The organism is Bifidobacterium aesculapii, assembly GCF_001417815.1.
Classification (GTDB): domain Bacteria; phylum Actinomycetota; class Actinomycetes; order Actinomycetales; family Bifidobacteriaceae; genus Bifidobacterium; species Bifidobacterium aesculapii.
On record NZ_BCFK01000055.1, the window covers coordinates 15465 to 31197 of the forward strand.

Below are 15733 nucleotides of genomic sequence, written 5' to 3' on the forward strand. Positions count from 1 at the left end.
AGAACGCAAGTATCAACAACGCAAGATAGGAACACCATGACCACCTTCTTCCTCAACCGACTCGCCGGCGGCGAGGCCCACGCCCTCGCCTTCGCCGGACAGTCCACGCCGTGGCCGGTCGCGCTCGCCGACCAGACCACCGATCCGACGCTCGCCGAAGCACTGCACGCGCACGTCGCGGCGGCGAACGTCAAACTCACCCCGGTGAACGCCGACCTGCTCGCCACCACCGGCCGCCCGGTCGACCTGTTCGGCTTCACGCCGAACCCGGCCCGTCTCGGCGCCGCGGCCGACGCCACCGCCTCCGTCGAAGGCATCGCCCTCACCCAGCTCGGCGCGCTCATCGACCTCGAACACCTCGGCTACACGGTTCCCGCCGCCAATCCCGTCGCCGTGCTCGGCCACTCGCAGGGCGTGCTCGCCGTCCACATGGTCAAGGCCATCCAGGAAGCCGGTTCCATCGAAGCCGCCCGCGGCCAGATCGACGAGATCCTCGCCACCGCCGCGCTCATCGGCGCCGCCGGCACGCGCGCCGCCCGCGAACTCGCACTCAACCCGCTGCACGGCGAAGCCACGCCGATGCTCTCCGTGCGCGGCGCCACCCGCACCCAGGTCGAAGCGCTCGCCAAGCGCATCAACAACCCGCGCGGCCCCATCGCCATCGCCGTGACCAACTCCGCCACCCACCACGTCATCTCCGGATTCCCCGACGACCTCGCCGCCTTCGCCGTGGAAACCGCCAAGGAACACAAGAAGCAGGCCCGCCTGCGCGAGGAGAAGGTGCGCGGCGGCGCCGTGTTCGCCCCCGTGCTCGAATACCTCGACGTGACCCTGCCGTTCCACTCCCCGCTCATGGCCACCGCCGTCGACCAGACCGTCGCCTGGGCCAAGGCGTGCGGCTTCGACGAGGACCGCGCCCGCGCGCTCGCCGCCGAAGTGCTCCTCAACCACGTCGACTGGGCCGCCCGCGTGCGCGACGCGCTCGCCGGCACCGACCCGTCCAAGCTGTGGATCGTCGACATGGGTCCCGGCTCCACGCTCGGCAAGCTCGTCGGCAACGTCGTGCAGGGCACCGGCGTGGGCGTCGTCGAAGCGACCACGCTCGCCGAACGCGCCGCGCTGTCCACGCTCGACGGAGAACCCGGCCGCTCGCAGAACTGGAAGGCGTTCGCGCCGCGCGTCGTCGCGACGCCCGCCGGCGAGCGCCTCGTCACGAAATTCTCGCGCCTCACCGGCAAGCCGCCGGTGCTGCTGCCCGGCATGACCCCCACCACCGTCGACCCGGAGATCGTCGCGGCCGCGGCGAACGCCGGCTACTGGGCGGAGCTCGCCGGCGGCGGCCAGGTCACCGCCGAAGTGTTCGACCGTCACGTCGCGCGTCTCGAGGAGCTGCTCGACGAGGGCCGCACGGTCGAGTTCAACGCGATGTTCATGGACCGCTACCTGTGGAACCTGCAGTTCGGCTCCACGCGCATCGTGCCGAAGAAGCGCGCGTCCGGCGCGCCGATCGACGGCGTCGTCGTCTCCGCCGGCGTGCCCGAGCTGGACGAGGCCGTCGCGCTCATCGCGCAGTTGAGGAAGGACGGCCTGCCGTATGTGAGCTTCAAGCCCGGCACCGTCGACCAGATCCGTCAGGTGGTGCGCATCGCCAAGGCCGTCGCGCCGACGGTCATCCTCATGCAGGTCGAAGGCGGCGCGGCCGGCGGCCACCACAGCTGGGAGTCGCTCGACGACCTGCTGACCTCCACCTACGCCGAAGTGCGCGCCTGCGACAATCTCGTGCTCGTCGCCGGCGGCGGCATCGGCACACCTGAGCGCGCGGCCGACTACATCTCCGGCCAGTGGTCGCGCGTCTACGGTCTGCCCGACATGCCGGTCGACGGCGTGCTCGTCGGCACGGCCGTGATGACCGCGAAGGAGGCGCACACCAGCCCCGAGGTCAAGCAGCTGCTGGTGAAGACCCCAGGCATCACCGACGGGACGGCCGCGGCCTCCGCATCCGACCCGTTCGCGCCCGCCGGCGAGCGTTGGGTGCCGTCCGGCAAGGCGGTCGGCGGCGTCGCCTCCGGCCTGTCGCACCTGCACGCCGACATCTACGAGGTGGAGAACTCCTCCGCCGAATGCGGCCGTCTGCTCGTGCGCGTGATGAAGCATCCGGAGGAGCTGGAATCCCGCCGCGACGAGATTATCGCCGCGCTCGACAAGACCGCGAAGCCGTATTTCGGCGACCTGAAGACGATGACCTACCTTCAGTGGGCGCAGCGCTTCGCCCAGCTCGCCTACCCGTGGGTGGACGACACGTACGCCGACCGTTTCCTCGACCTGCTGCACCGCATCGAGGCGCGCGTGGCCGACGTGGACTCCGGCGAGTTCGCCTCGAAGCTCGGCGTGACGCGCGAGGACGTGATCAACGATCCGGCCCCGGCGCTCGCCGCTCTGGAGCGTGAGTACCCGCAGGCCGCGCACATCACGGTGACGCCCGCCGACGAGGCGTGGTTCCCGGTGCTCGTGCGCGAATACCCCAAGCCGATGCCGTTCGTGCCGGTCATCGACCACGACCTGCTGCGCTGGTGGGGTCAGGACCAGTTGTGGCAGTCCGAGGATCCGCGCTATTCGGCCGATTCGGTGCGCGTGATCCCCGGCCCGATCTCCGTGGCCGGCATCACCACCGTGGACGAGCCCGTGGCCGACATCCTCGGCCGCTTCGAGCAGGCCGCGATCGAGCGCGCCAAGACGTTGGCGGAGGATGGCGCGGCTGACGCCGGTGACGTCGTGGAGGCGGCCGCCTCCAAGGACGAGAAGGTCAAGGCGAAGGGGAAGAAGAAGGGCAAGAACAAGGACGGCAAGGACAAGTCGGCCGTCGAGGTTCCGCCCGCCGGCGCGTCCGAAGCCGAGCCGCTTCGCCTGTATGCGACGCTCGGCGAGGCCGTGGACGCCGAGGACTTCATCCGCAAGTCCCCGAACATCTCCTGGGTGGGCCACGTGACCGACAACCCGGCCTACGGCACCGCGCTCGGCGACAAGAACTACGAGATCCGCGCGGTCGACGAGTCGAAGGGCGAATACGACCTCGACATCCACCTCGACACGTACTGGGACGGCGACCCGGACGGAGGCACGTCCAAGCATGCGGTGCGCGACATCGTCATCCCGCTGACCGTACCCACGGACGCGACCGGCGGCATGCCGATCGTGAACCGCGAGCGCCTGATCCCGGACGTGTACGCGATGCTCGCCGCCACCGCCGGCATCGGCAACACCGCCATCACCGGCGACAAGCTGGAAGCCATGCCGCAGATCGTGACGGTCCGCGAACAGGAAACGGATGGCTCCGTCGCAGAAGCGCCGTTCGGCGTCGCGCACGCCTCGTACACGTTCTCCGCGAACCTCGGCTACGACCATGAGGCCGCCACCGGCGGCGCGCTGCCCGGCGCCCTGCGCGTCTCGCGCATCGCGCCCGATGCGCTCGTCGGCCCCGCCTGGCCCGCGATCTACGCGGCGCTCGGTTCGGTGAGCGTGAACGGCTATCCGGTCATCGAAGGCCTGCTCAACGCCGTCCACCTCGACCATCTCATCGAACTCGAGGAGACCGAGGACGACCTGCTCGCGCACGTCGGCGAGACCATCTCCCTCACCTCGTGGGCCGAAGACTACTTCGAATCCGCGTCGGGCCGCGTCGTGACGATCCACGTCGTCCACACCGCCGCCGACGGCACCGTGCTCGCCCGCGAGACCGAACGCTTCGCGATCCGCGGCCGCGTCTACTCCGACGCGCTGCCGGCGAACGCGCCCGAGTACGGCGACGCCGACCACGACGAGATCGAAGACACCGCACGTCGTCTGCTGCGCCGCGTGAAGGTGACCGCTCCGAACGACATGACCGCGTTCGCGCGCACCTCCGGCGACTTCAACCCGATCCACACCTCGAAGCGCGGCGCCGCGATCTCCGGTCTCGCCGCGCCGCTCGTGCACGGCATGTGGCTGTCCGCCACCGCCCAGCACGCGGTGCAGGCGCGCGACGAGAAGGGCGCCCACTACGAGATCGCCGGCTGGACGTACAACATGTACGGCATGGTGCAGTTGGGCGACGAGGTCGAGATCTCCGTCGAACGCGTCGGCAAGGTGCGCCACGGCGGCATGGCCCTTGAGGTCACGTGCCGCATCGACGGCCAGCTTGTCTCGCGCGGCACCGCACTGGTGCGCGCGCCCGAAGCCGCATTCGTCTACCCCGGCCAGGGCATCCAGAAGCAGGGCATGGCGCTCGACGAACGCGCCAAGTCGCCCGCGGCACGCGACGTGTGGGAGCGCGCCGACAAGCTCACCCGCTCCAAGCTCGGGTTCTCGATCCTCGCCCTCGTGCGCGACAATCCGAAGGAGCTCACCGCCAACGGCGTCACCTACCGTCACCCGGACGGCCTGCTCAACCTGACGCAGTTCACGCAGGTCGCGCTCGCCACCGTCGCGTTCGCCCAGACCGCGCGCCTGCGCGAGGCCGGCGGCGACATCTGGCCCGCCTACTTCGCCGGTCATTCGCTCGGCGAGTACAACGCGCTCTCCGCGTTCGCCGACGTGATCCCGTTGGAGACCGTGCTCGAACTCGTGTTCCACCGCGGATCCACGATGCACCACCTCATTCCGCGCGACGCGCAGGGCCGTTCCAACTACCGCATGGGCGCGCTGCGCCCGAACCAGTTCGGCGTGGGCGATGATGGCGTCAAGGCGTACGTCGAATCCGTGGCCGAACAATCCGGTGAGTTCCTGCAGATCGTCAACTACAACCTGGCCGGCCAGCAGTACGCGATCGCCGGTACGATCGCGGGCCTCAAGGCCCTGCAGGCGGACGCGAACCGCCGCGCCAAGGAGGCGGGCGGCAAGCCGGCGTTCATGCTCGTGCCCGGCATCGACGTGCCGTTCCACTCGACGCTGCTCAGGAAGGGCGTTCCGGAGTTCCGCGACAAGCTCGACGCGCTGCTGCCCAAGCACATCGACTACCGTGGGCGCCTCGTCGGCCGCTACATCCCGAACCTCGTGGCCGCCCCGTTCGAGATGACGAAGGAGTTCGCCGCGAAGATCCTCGACGTCGTGCCTTCCGAGCGCATCAAGGCCGCGCTCGACGACCCGGCCGTGTGGGACTCCTACGCTGCGGACGATCAGAAGCTCGGCCGTCTGCTGCTCACCGAACTGCTCTCCTGGCAGTTCGCCTCCCCGGTGCGTTGGATCGAGACGCAGTCGCTGCTCTTCCACGGCAAGGCGCAGGGCGGTCTCGGCGTGGAGGAATACGTCGAGGTCGGCCTCGGCAACGCGCCGACGCTCGCCAACCTCGGCGCCAAGACCCTGCGTCTGCCCGACTTCGCCGGCACCGACGTCACCGTGTACAACGTGGGCCGCGACGAGGGCCGCGTGTACATGACCGATTCGGACTCGCTGGTGCCCGACGAGGAACCGGAATCCGAAACCGCGCCCGTCGCCGCGCAGGCCGCGCCCGCCGGCGGTTCCGCCGTCGCCAAGCTCGGTTCCGCCGTGGCTCCGGCGGCCACTGCGTCGGCGTCCGCTGCGGCTCCGAAGGCCGCCACGCCTGCGCCCGCCGCGCAGGCCGCTCCCGCCGCCGGACCGTCCGGCGCGGACGTGCCCGACCTTCCGTTCAAGGCTGCCGACGCGATCGGCGTGCTCATGGCCTACTCGGCGAAGGTGCGCATCGACCAGATCGGCGCCTCCGACACCACCGACACGCTCACCAACGGCGTATCCTCCCGCCGCAACCAGCTGCTCATGGACATCAGCTCCGAGCTGGGCGTGGCCAGCGTGGACGGCGCCGCCGAGGCGACGCTCACCCAGCTCGCCCAGATCGTGAACAAGGCGGCGCCCAACTACAAGCCGTTCGGACCGGTCCTCTCCGAGGCGATCCGCGACCGTCTGCGTGCCCTCTTCGGCGCGGCGGGCGTCAAGCCCGCGCACATCCGCGAGCGCGTCACCGGCGTGTGGCAGCTCGGTGAGGGCTGGGTGGCCGCGACGACCGCCGCACTGCTGCTCGACACCCGTGAGGGCTCCAGCTCGCGTGGCGGCGATCTCGCGAAGCTGCCGACCGGCGCCGCCGCCAACGCGGCCGCCGCCGACAAGCTCATCGACGATGCGGTGGCCCTGGTCGGCCAGACCAAGGGCGTGCCGGTCTCCAAGCCGTCCGCGGGCGGTGCGGCCGGTGGCGCGGTGGTCGATTCCGCAGCGCTCGACGCCTTCGCCGAGAAGGTCACCGGCGCCGACGGCGTGCTCGCCGCGACCGCACGGTTCGTGCTCGGCGAGCTCGGCGTGGCCGCTCCGGCCCCCGAGCTGGGCGAAGACGAGAACGCGGCCGTGGTCGCCGCCGTCGAAGCCGAACTCGGCTCCGACTGGCCGCGTCAGGTCGAGCCCCGCTTCGACGCCGCGAAGGCCATCCTGTTCGATGACCGGTGGGCCTCCGCCCGCGAGGATCTCGCCCGCGCGTTCTACGGGCATGACGCCGACGCGCTGTCCGGCAGCTTCGTCGGTCTCGGCGAGGCGGTCGCCGCCGAGGCGCGCTGGTTCGCCGCGAAGAGCGACGACGCCGCACTGCACGGCGCGTTCACGCGCATCGCCGCAGAGGCGGTCACGGCGCCCGCCGACGACGCCGTCGCGTCCCGCTTCGCGCATGACGTGGCCGTGGTCACCGGTGTGAGCCCGAACTCGATCGCCGCGCAGGTGGTCGAAGGCCTGCTCGCCGGCGGCGCCACCGTCATCGCCACCTCGCACAGTTTCAAGCCGTCCGTCAAGGCGTGGGCCAAGCAGGCGTACCGCAGTCATGCCGCCGGCGGCGCCAAGCTGTGGCTGGTGCCCGCGAACCTGTCCAGCTTCCGTGATGTGGACTCCCTTGTGGATTGGGTCGGTCACGTGCAGAAGAAGACCAGCGGCGCGACCACCACGATCCTCAAGGACGCGTACGAGCCGAGCCTGTTCTTCCCGTTCGCGGCCCCGCCGGTGCACGGCACGCTCGCCGATTCCGGCGAACTGTTCGAATCGCAGGCGCGCCTCATGCTGTGGGGCGTCGAACGTGCGATCGCCGGCCTGAGCCGGATCGGCGCCGACACCGACGTGCAGCACAAGCTGCACGTGGTGCTGCCCGGTTCCCCGAACCGCGGTCGCTTCGGCGGCGACGGCGCCTACGGCGAGGTCAAGTCCGCGTTCGACGCGATCGTCAACCGCGCCCACGCCGAACGCGTGTGGTCCGACCGCGTCACCTTCGCCCACCCGAAGATCGGCTGGGTGCGCGGCACCGGGCTCATGGGCGGCAACGACCCGCTCGTCGAGGTCGTGGAACGCCACGGCATCCACACGTATTCGACCGCGCAGATCGCCGCCAAGCTGCTCGACCTGTGCACCGCCGAATCGCGTGCGAAGGCCGCCGAAGCGCCGCTCGACGTGGATCTGACCGGCGGACTCGGCAACGAGCCCATCGACATCAAGGCGTTGAGGGCCGAAGCCGAGGCCGGCGCTGCGGCCAAGGCGCTGGAAACGGATGGCGCTACGAAGAGTCCACTGGACTCTTCGCCTGACGCGCCTGGTGGGCAGCGGATCAAGGCGCTGCCCACACCTCACACTCCGCACCAGCCGCACGTCGACCTCGCCGACTGGGCGAACGTGACCGCGCGTCCGGAGGACGAGATCGTCATCGTCTCCATCGGCGAACTCGGCCCGTGGGGCTCCGGCCGCACGCGCGCCCAGGCCGAACTCGGCATCCACCCGGACGGCTCCGTCGGCCTGAGCGCCGGCGCCGTGCTCGAACTCGCGTGGAACATGGGCCTGCTCACCTGGGCCGACAGCCCGAAGCCCGGCTGGTACGACGCCGACGGCAACCTCGTGCCCGAGGAGGACATCGCCGAACGCTATCACGACGAGGTCGTGGCGCGCTCCGGCATCCGCCCGTTCGAGGAGGGCATGGGCAACGACTACAAGGACGGCGCCGACGAGGAGGAGGCTGAAGTCTACCTCGACCACGACGTCACCTTCTCCGTGCCCAGCGAGGACGTCGCCCGCGAATACGTCAAGCTCGACGAGGCGCACACCTCCATCGCGAAGGACGACGAGTCCGGCGAATGGAACGTGACCCGCCACGCCGGCTCGATGATTCGCGTGCCGCGCCGCGCCACCATGACGCGCACGGTCGGCGGCCAGTTCCCGAAGGGCTTCGACCCGGTCAAGTGGGGCATCCCCGCCTCGATGGTCGGCGACGTGGACAAGATCGCGCTGTGGAACATCGTCACCACCGTGGACGCCTACCTGAGCGCCGGCTTCACGCCCGCCGAGATCCTCCAGTCGATCCACCCCTCGCTCGTGGCCTCCACGCAGGGCACCGGCTTCGGCGGCATGATGTCGATGCGCAAGCTGTACCTCGACCGCTTCCTCAACCACGAGATCCCGACCGACATCCTCCAGGAGGCGCTGCCGAACGTCGTCGCCGCGCACGTGATGCAGAGCTACATCGGCGGCTACGGCAACATGGTCCAGCCGGTCTCCGCCTGCGCCACCGCCGCGGTGTCGCTTGAGGAGGGCGCCGACAAGATCGCGCTCGGCAAGGCCGACTTCGTCGTGACCGGCGCGATCGACGACATCGGCGTGGAATCCGTGATCGGCTTCGGCAACATGAACGCCACCGCCAACTCCGAGGAGATGTACGCCAAGGGCATCGATGCGCGGTTCTTCTCCCGTGCGAACGACCGTCGCCGCGGCGGCTTCCTGGAATCCCAAGGCGGCGGCACGATCCTGCTCACGCGCGGCGACATCGCGCTGAAGCTCGGTCTGCCGGTCGCCGGCGTCGTCGGGTTCGTCCACTCCTACGCGGACGGCGCCCACACGTCGATCCCCGCCCCCGGTCTCGGCGCGCTCGCGGCGGGCCTCGGCGGCAAGGAGTCGAAGCTCGTGCGTGACCTCGCGCGCCTCGGCGTCACGCCGGACGACATCGCCGTGGTCTCCAAGCACGACACGTCCACCAACGCGAACGATCCGAACGAGTCCGAACTGCACAACACGCTCGCGCGCGCCATCGGGCGCACCGACGGCAATCCGCTGTTCGTCATCTCGCAGAAGACGCTCACCGGCCATGCGAAGGGCGGCGCCTGCGTGTTCCAGGTCAACGGCCTGACGCAGCTGTTCGCCTCCGGCGTGGTCCCGGCCAATGCCTCGCTCGACTGCGTCGACCCGAAGCTCGCCAAGGACGACCACATGGTGTGGCTGCGCCGCCCGCTGCGCATCGGCGGCGGCGAGGACGCGTTCGGACGCGTCGCCGCGGGCCGGCCCGTCAAGGCGGGACTGGCCACGTCGCTCGGCTTCGGCCACGTCTCCGGCTTCGTTGCGCTCGTCAACCCGGGCGCGTTCGAGGCGGCCGTCGCCAAGGCCGCCGGCGAGGATGCGCTGCGCGCGTGGCGCGAGCGCGCGAACGCGCGTCTCGCCGCCGGCCAGCGCCGGCTCGAGGAGGGCATGATGGGCCACGCCGCGCTGTACGAGCCGATCGACGGCCGCCGCTTCCGCAAGGACGGCACGAAGCTCGCCGACGGCAGGCGCTACGACGCGCACGAGGTCGAGAAGGCCATGCTGCTCGACCCGAACGCCCGCCTTGGCGCCTCCGGCTACTTCGAGGCGTGAGGTGTGAGCCCGGGCATGCGCGGTAGTCGCGCGATTGTGTGACATAGGCGTGTAGGGCCGGCATGCAAGGCCGTGGGGGACGGGATATGCCCGTTCCCCACGGCCTTTCTCCGTTATGAGGGGTGCTTCTGCGGTCTTGCGAACCTCTATCTTGTTTGCAAGGGGTGCCTGCCTCGGGCATAAGGTCGTCGAAATGGCTTACCTCCGGTGGTAGCAAGCCATTTGAAGGGCCTTATGCATTGGATGGGCACCCCTCGTAAGCGAGATGGAGGTCTGCGATCTCTGAAATCCACCCCTCGCAACGCAGGTAGCGCCTGCGAGGATAGTGTTGTGACATGGAATCGTCTTCGTCGGTCATGCCGGCGGCATGACCGACGAAGACGCGGTATGAAAGGGAGCTGCAATGGGCATATACGGACTGGGCCACGACGTGGTGGATGTCGCGGCGTTCGCCGAACAGCTGGGCATGCCGGGCTCGCATATGCGCGAGTTGTTCTCGGTGCGCGAGGTACGGCAGGCCGCCGCCCGCGCGGTGCTGAAGAACGATGGCGAGGCCGTGCACCTCGCCGCCAGATGGGCCGGCAAGGAGGCCGTGCTCAAGGCGTGGTGCGAAGCCGTGGGGGATGGGCCGATGCCGTACGCGATCGACGCCGTCCCGTGGGCCGGCATCGAGATCCTCGATGACGCCCATGGCCGTCCGCATGTCCTGCTGCGCGCGGACGTCGAGCGCGCGTTGCGTGAGTCGGTGCCGCAACTGACCGGCGTCGACGCGTCGCGGGCGTTCCCACGGCCCGCCGGCGTCATCGATGGTGGAGCCGCCTCCGCCCGCTGGCACATCTCCCTGACCCACGACGGGCCGGTCGCCTCCGCCGTCGCGCTTCTCGAATCGCGGTGACACCGTCGCCACCACGGCGGTGCAAGCGTTGTCATCTTTGTGTTCATTGATGTCAAACCGGTTTGACACGCCGAATATCGAACCGGTTTGATAAACCGTGCGCGCGCGGATACACTGAACAACCGTCACCGCACATCGACAACAACGACGTTAGACACCGCAACACCCAAGGAGTCACAGATGTCAGACAAGCCCACCACCGCACGCTCCACCACCCAAACCTCCGCGCCCGAGACCGACGACGTGTTCGCCACTCGCCTTGCACGTCACCGGGACGAATTCGAATCCCTCTTCCGCATGCTGTACGGCGATTCCCCCGAACTCGCCGTCTTCGAACGCGCCATGGCCGAAGCCTACGCCGCCCGCCCCGCCGACCTGAAGAAGCTCGACATCGAACGCGAGCAGGACCCCGACTGGTACAAGCGCGGCGACATGTTCGGCATGACCATGTACACCGACCTGTTCGCGGGCGACCTCAAGAAGCTTGCGGGCAAGATCGACTACCTCAAGGAGCAGAAGCTCACCTACCTGCACCTCATGCCGCTGCTCACGATGCCCCACCCGGACAACGACGGCGGCTACGCCATCGAGGACTTCGACACCGTCGACCCGCTGCTCGGCACCAACGAGGACCTCGCCGCCCTCACCAAGAAGCTGCGCAAGGCCGGCATCAGCCTCTGCCTCGACTTCGTGATGAACCACACCGCCTCCTCCCACCGCTGGGCGAAGGCCGCCATGGCCGGCGACCCCGAATACCAGGACTACTACTTCTGCTACGACGACCGCACTGTCCCCGACCAGTACGACGCCGTCGTGCCGCAGGTCTTCCCGAACACTGCCCCCGGCAACTTCAGCTGGAACGAGAAGATGGGCAAGTGGGTCATGACCCAGTTCTACCCGTTCCAGTGGGACCTCAACTACCGCAACCCGAAGGTCTTCACCGCGATGATGACCTCCGTCATGCACCTCGCCAACCTCGGCGTCGAAGTGTTCCGGCTCGACGCGGTGCCCTACATCTGGAAGCAGCTCGGCACCAACTGCCGCAACCTGCCGCAGGTCCACACCATCGTCCGCATGATGCGCATGATGCTGGAGATCGTCTGCCCGGCCGTCGTGCTCAAGGGCGAGGTCGTCATGGCCCCCAAGGAGCTCGCCGCCTACTTCGGCACCCCCGAACGCCCTGAATGCCACATGCTGTACAACGTGTCCATCATGGTGAACCTGTGGGCCGCGCTCGCCAGCGGCGACGTGCGCCTGCTCAAGCGCCAGGCCGACAAGCTCAACGCCCTGCCGGACAACTGCTGGTTCGTCAACTACCTGCGCTGCCACGACGACATCGGCTGGGGCCTCGACGAGGACGAGGAGGTGCGCCTCGCCATCGACCCCGTCAAGCACAAGGAGTTCCTGTACCACTTCTACGAGGGCGCGGTTCCGGGCAGCTGGTCCATGGGCGAGCTGTACAACTACGACGAGGCCACCAAGGACGCGCGCAGCTGCGGCACCGCCGCCTCCCTGTGCGGTGTCGAGAAGGCCATCATCACGCACGACAAGCCCGCCTACGAGAAGGCCATCGACCGCGACCTGCTCATGCACCGGGCGATGGCGTTCCTGCGGGGCTTCCCGATGCTCAACTGCGGCGACGAGATCGGCCAGCTCAACGGCTGGGACTACAAGGAGGACCCGGACCGCGTCGCCGACAGCCGCAACCTGCACCGCAGCAGGTTCGACTGGGCGAAGGCCGCCGAGCGCAACGAGGAAGGCACGCTCCAGAACCGTCTGTGGGAGGGCATGGCATCGCTGCGCGAAATGCGCGATGACCCGTGCTTCGCGCCGGACGCGTGGGTCACCACATGGGACACGCACGACGACGCGATCCTCGCCGTGGTGCGCAAGGAAGGCGAACGCTCCATCATCGGGCTGTTCAACTTCTCCGACGCCGAGACCTACGCCGCGCTCGACAGCACAGCCGACGTCACGCTGCCCGAGCGCGTCGACCTCAAGCCCTACGAGGCGAAGGTGGTCGTCGCCCACGAGTGACGGCGTGCGCCGGCGGCCGGGGCCGTTCCGTTCCGCGGAAACACCGGCGGCGACGCGAGACGCACGGCGTGCGGGTACAGTCGTCGCGTATGGGAACCAATGCGGAACATGCGGCGGCCGCGGCCATGCCGCGCACGGCGGCCGCCGCGGACCGGCTTGTATTCGTCGAGGAAACCGGATCGACGAACACGCTCGCACGTGAACGCGTCTCGAACGGGACGCTTGACGTGACCGGTGGCGCGGCGTTCGGTGGCGCGGCCGGTGGTGTGACCGGCGGCGACGCGCACACCGTCGTCGCCGTCGTAGCGGCCGACCGGCAGACCGCCGGGCGCGGCCGCCTCGACCACACATGGCAGAGCCGGCCGGGGGAGTCGTCCACCGTCACCTACGTGGTCGGCGTGCCGTGCGACATCGCCACCGACCAAAGCGTCAACGGGTGGCTGCAGATGATCGCCGGCCTCGCCACGCTCGACGGCATCGACGCCGCGCTCGCCGACTGCGGCGCGCGGCGGGTTGACGGCGATGGCGCCGGGTGCGGCGATGATGCCGGACGCGCCGGCCTTCAGCTCAAATGGCCCAACGACATCTTCCTCGACGGGCGCAAGCTCGGGGGCATCCTCGCCGAACTCGTGCCGTTGCCGGGCGATGCGGCGCATGCGGCCATCGTCTTCGGCGTCGGGTTGAACCTCGCCGTCCCCGCCGACCGGCTGCCCACGGCGCAGGCCACGTCGCTGCACCTGCATTACGGCCCGTTGCCGGCCGGAGACGACCTGCGCGACCGGATCGCCGCCGGAACCGTCGCCGCACTGCGCCGGCGTCTCGCCGCGTTCGCCGCGAATCCGCATGCGGCCGCTGGGGCGCTGCGTGCGGAGACGGCGGCGCGCAGCTACACGCTGGGGCGCCGCGCCGTCGCGCATTTCGTCGACGGAAGTTCGTTGGAAGGCGAGACCGTCGCGCTGAACGCCGACGCGTCTATCACGTTGCGCGACGACGCGGGCGTGGAACATGCCGTGCGCACTGGCGACGTCGGCGTGCTGCCTGCATGAGGCGTGCGGCACGTCGGGTATGGCGGCGCGGTGTACCGCGTGGCGGTGTGCGCGCCGCGTGACGGCGATGCATGGGTGCGGGATGTGCGACGCGCGGCGTGTTGTTGCGTGATGTGCGGAGTGATGCGCGACGCGCGGCGTGGCTTACGACTTGTGTGCGTGACGGCGTTGTGTATAATGGCACGAGTTGTTTTATCGCGCTTGGGTTGTGATGATTGGTAGCTTCGCAAAACGGGTGCGGATAGAGCGGCGCGCGGATGTAGCTCAATGGTAGAGCCTCAGTCTTCCAAACTGATTACGCGGGTTCGATTCCCGTCATCCGCTCCACTGAAAACCGTTGGGATTCCAACGGTTTTTTTGTTGCCCGACCCGGTTGCCGCAGCTGCGTGAGAACGCGGTGGGAACGGCCGGCGGCGGGCGGGGGCGAGGTTCGCAAACGTGGCGGGCCCTACTACACTGGGCGACGTGAGCCGAAGCGACGTGTGCGGCTCGTCCATCGCATACCAGGGAGGCGGATACATGGCTGACGAGAGCGAGCGCAACGAGGCCACCGAGATCGTGGGCGGCAAGGTCGAGACCGTCGAGGTGTCGAAGCATCCCGAAGCCACGATCCCGGAGACCGACCTCTCGCTGGCGGACATCGAACGCGGCCGCTCCCACCCCATGCGATGGGCCGTGTACGCCGTGGCGGTGCTCGTCGCGATCATCGCTCCGTACTGGTACGGCCGCGCGCTCGCCGTGCACGAGACGGCATGGCTGACCTCCTTCCTCGGCAGGGTCACCCCGCAGGGCATGGCGTTCCTCTCCTGGACGGTCACGCTCATCGCCGTGGCGTGTCTAGGCGTCGCCGTCGTCGACTCGGGGCGTTGGATCTGGCGCATCCTGTTCGCCCTCGGCCTTGCGGCCGAACAGTTCGTCGCCGGACTGGCATTGCTCAGATTCGACTTCTGGTATTCGACATACGTGGTGTACGGCGATTCCGCGGCAGTCGCGAACGCCGCGAACCTCGGCATCATCGCCGCCGGATTCGGCGTGGCGGTGTTCGCCGTGGTATGGGTCGGGCTGCTGGTCATCGTCAAAAAGGACTCTCCGCTCAACGTGCTCACGCGCAGCTGGGCCTCGTTCATCCTGTTCTTCGCCATCGAGGCGGCGGCGCTGCTCGTCGTGATGTTCGGCGGCCCGCTCGCCGCCGTCGCCGCGTGAGACGCCCGGTGGCGGGTGGCGTCGGTGCCGCCGTCGACATTGCCGGCGCGGGCGTGTCGTCGTTGCGCGTCGTGAGTCCCCGCCTGCGCATATAGTTTCCATTTGGCGTAAAACGCCCGCGGATAGAGAGCGCTTCGCGCAATGAGCGCGAGGCACCGCGCAACGACCATAAGGAGGATGCCGTGGCACTGACGGCTGAACAGAAGTCCCAGATCATCAACGAGTTCGCGACGCACGAGGGCGACACCGGCTCTCCGGAGGTTCAGGTCGCGCTGCTGTCCAAGCGTATCTCCGATCTGACCGAGCACCTGAAGAAGCACCAGCATGATCACCACTCCCGTCGTGGCATGCAGATGATGATCGGTGACCGTCGCTCCCTGCTTGACTACCTCAAGCGCAACGACATCAACCGTTACCGTGCGCTGATCGAGAAGCTTGGTCTGCGCCGATAGCACAGACTTCCGCCCGGGCGCCTCAAGGCGTTCGGGCGTTTTACATACGCCTGCCAACGGCAACATAACCGAAGAGGGGACGAGCCGCAGAGCATGGGCCGCAAGGTGCGGCCGCGAAGGAACGGCTCGGTTTGCGAATCGAAAGTTGACACGAGGAAGCGCGGCCGGGGGCCGCGTGCGCCGGAACCGGAGTATCGGATGCGCCGGCGGACGGAAGCGAATGTAAGAGCCTGGCCCGGCTGAAGAAGGGCCGATGTTTGTAGGAAAAGACAAGAAACCAAAGGAGGAACCCTATGGAGGGTCCCGAAATCAAGGCTGCCGAGGCAGTCATCGACAATGGGTCGTTCGGTAAGCGCACGTTGCGCTTCGAGACCGGACGCCTCGCCCAGCAGGCGGACGGTGCCGTCGCCGCCTACCTGGACGACGACACCATGGTGCTGAGCACCACCACC

6 protein-coding genes and 1 tRNA gene are annotated in these 15733 nt (G+C 68.8%); all 7 read left to right on the top strand.

Features of this window, described 5'->3' with window-relative positions; all coding sequences use genetic code 11:
- Positions 1 to 36 precede the first annotated feature (36 nt).
- Complete coding sequence (locus tag BFAL_RS07810; RefSeq protein ID WP_055427850.1) at positions 37 to 9648, top strand: type I polyketide synthase; 9612 nt, start codon at positions 37 to 39, stop codon at positions 9646 to 9648.
- A 403-nt stretch (positions 9649 to 10051) separates the two neighbouring features.
- Positions 10052 to 10543, top strand: a complete 492-nt coding sequence (locus BFAL_RS07815) for a holo-ACP synthase (protein ID WP_055427851.1) — start codon at positions 10052 to 10054, stop codon at positions 10541 to 10543.
- A gap of 180 nt (positions 10544 to 10723) precedes the next feature.
- Positions 10724 to 12580, top strand: coding sequence for an alpha-amylase family protein (locus tag BFAL_RS07820; RefSeq protein ID WP_055427852.1), 1857 nt, complete (start codon positions 10724 to 10726; stop codon positions 12578 to 12580).
- An 89-nt stretch (positions 12581 to 12669) separates the two neighbouring features.
- Positions 12670 to 13626 (top strand): biotin--[acetyl-CoA-carboxylase] ligase, encoded by a 957-nt coding sequence (locus tag BFAL_RS07825; protein ID WP_236691714.1) that lies wholly within the window; start codon positions 12670 to 12672, stop codon positions 13624 to 13626.
- A 253-nt stretch (positions 13627 to 13879) separates the two neighbouring features.
- Positions 13880 to 13953, top strand: a tRNA-Gly gene (locus BFAL_RS07830).
- A gap of 192 nt (positions 13954 to 14145) precedes the next feature.
- Positions 14146 to 14829 (top strand): hypothetical protein, encoded by a 684-nt coding sequence (locus BFAL_RS07835; RefSeq protein ID WP_055427857.1) that lies wholly within the window; start codon positions 14146 to 14148, stop codon positions 14827 to 14829.
- Between the two features lie 182 nt (positions 14830 to 15011).
- Positions 15012 to 15281: a 30S ribosomal protein S15 gene (gene rpsO / locus BFAL_RS07840; RefSeq protein WP_055427853.1), complete on the top strand. Its 270-nt coding sequence runs from the start codon at positions 15012 to 15014 to the stop codon at positions 15279 to 15281.
- The last annotated feature ends 452 nt before the right edge of the window (positions 15282 to 15733 follow it).